Genomic DNA, 1710 nt, shown 5'->3' with positions numbered 1-1710 from the left:
GCTCTGCACGCTCTTTTTGGTAAGCATCTGGATATTGTTCAACATCTTTTATCAACTCGGATTTATCGATTTTTCGCTGACGCGTAGTCGATGCTTTTGGCTCTATTTGATTAATCCAACTCGATACAGATGCAGAGCCAATCGGAAATTGCTTCGCTGTTTCTCGGATACTCAACCCTTCTTCTTCCATCGTAAATATGACTTTACGTCTAAAATCAATTGAATAGCTCATATAAATAATGTCATCAAAATTAAGTCGCTTAGCTATAACGCTAATTGGTCACGGGAAATGGTCTCATTTGGTAATGAAGGCGTCGCTAAATCATACCAAAATTTCATCCGTTGTTGTTCCAACTCAGCAATGGTTCCCTGTAGCCCTTGCTGCTCATGCTGAACTCGTTGCCTTTGAGATTGCAAGCTTATTTCTCGATGCTGTCGTAATCGCAATAATTTTTTAATAATAACTTGCACAGAGTCAGAAAATTGATTTTTCATATACGCTAAACCAGTTGGCTAAGATCTTCTATCGTCTGATCGAATGAGACTAACTCATCGTAACCTTGCCGAAGAAATTGATTAATTCGTTGATTTTTTTAATGGCTTCATCGGTATCTTTATCTTGTCCTGGTTGATATTCGCCAACACGAATTAATAGCTGAACATCTTGAAAAAGTGCTCGTAATTCTCTTAAACGACGCGCATGCAGGCGATGTGCTTTACTAACAATATTATCCATAACTCGGCTAACAATGGCGTTCACATCAATAACGGGAAAATGTCCTGCAGCAGCTAATTGACGAGATAGAACAATATGTTCATCTAAAATAGAACGAATCTCATCAGCGACAGGTTCATTCATATTGTCACCTTCCACCAATACGGTATAAATATAGCTAAGCGACTTAATTTTGATTACAAAAATATATGTTTTTCTCCAATATAAATTTACTGATATAGAGTAATTAGTTGTAATCATTTTAAAGTCGCCCAGCTATATGATTACTACGCCATTCACCCGCGTTCGGCATTTTTCTAACGGCCCGCCCTAAACCATCCACAATGCCACCTAATAAATGCTCTCCTACCCGCACTCGATAACCATGGCCCAAGCGTTCAACACAAGCGCCGGCCACTAAGCCGATGGTAAGGTCAAATGGTGATAACCAAGCTTCTTGCCCTTTGATGGTAATGACTTTTGCTGCTAGCCGATTATCAATCAGGCATAATTCACCTTGCTTAGCGCCTGGCAATGTCACTTTAACCAAATTCGTGAATACTTCCTGTACCTTGCCAAAACATCGATATGGGAGAATATCCGTCAATGGGTGAAATAGCGGAGTGGCCATCGCTTGAGTGATCTTTGCTTTATCCAGTGAGCGCATCCAATTTCTCCCCGGTAATATCAACTTGGGCCAGGACTTTAATATTGGCATCTTCAATAATTTCTTGGAATGAAAGTACGGCGATGGTTGTCAATGCTGGCTCGATAATTTTGCGTAGATAAGCGACGTACATCCAGTGAAGTTAGTACAACACAAGCGACCTTAGTGGGTAATTTTTGTTTTATGGCAGCAATGATCTGCTGCTCTTGCGCAGGTTCAAGGGCACAATACAGCTAAGCGACTTAATTTTGATAACATTATTTATATGAGCTATTCAATTGATTTTAGACGTAAAGTGATATTTACGATGGAAGAAGAAGGGTTGAGT

4 protein-coding genes and 1 pseudogene are annotated in these 1710 nt (G+C 39.8%); all 5 read right to left on the bottom strand.

Annotated features, from left to right (window positions below):
- Positions 1-232: IS630 transposase-related protein (locus ARSQ2_RS02710; RefSeq protein ID WP_202880366.1), on the bottom strand; the 232-nt coding region annotated here is incomplete at its 3' end.
- Between the two features lie 32 nt (positions 233-264).
- Positions 265-417, bottom strand: coding sequence for a hypothetical protein (locus tag ARSQ2_RS02705; RefSeq protein WP_181994277.1), 153 nt, complete (start codon positions 415-417; stop codon positions 265-267).
- Between the two features lie 83 nt (positions 418-500).
- Positions 501-976: pseudogene (locus tag ARSQ2_RS02700) on the bottom strand (hypothetical protein).
- Position 977: 1 nt separating this feature from the next.
- The gene (locus ARSQ2_RS02695; RefSeq protein ID WP_238334267.1) at positions 978-1382 is read right to left on the bottom strand and encodes a hypothetical protein; all 405 of its coding nucleotides are present in this window, start codon (positions 1380-1382) and stop codon (positions 978-980) included.
- On the bottom strand, positions 1366-1515 hold the full coding sequence (locus ARSQ2_RS02690; RefSeq protein WP_181994274.1) for a hypothetical protein: 150 nt from the start codon (positions 1513-1515) through the stop codon (positions 1366-1368). The genes ARSQ2_RS02695 and ARSQ2_RS02690 overlap by 17 nt, the downstream gene beginning before the upstream one ends.
- Between the last annotated feature and the right edge of the window lie 195 nt (positions 1516-1710).

This window comes from Arsenophonus endosymbiont of Bemisia tabaci Q2 (genome assembly GCF_902713415.1).
Lineage (GTDB): Bacteria > Pseudomonadota > Gammaproteobacteria > Enterobacterales > Enterobacteriaceae > Arsenophonus.
This window is presented reverse-complemented; position numbering and strand designations above follow the sequence as displayed.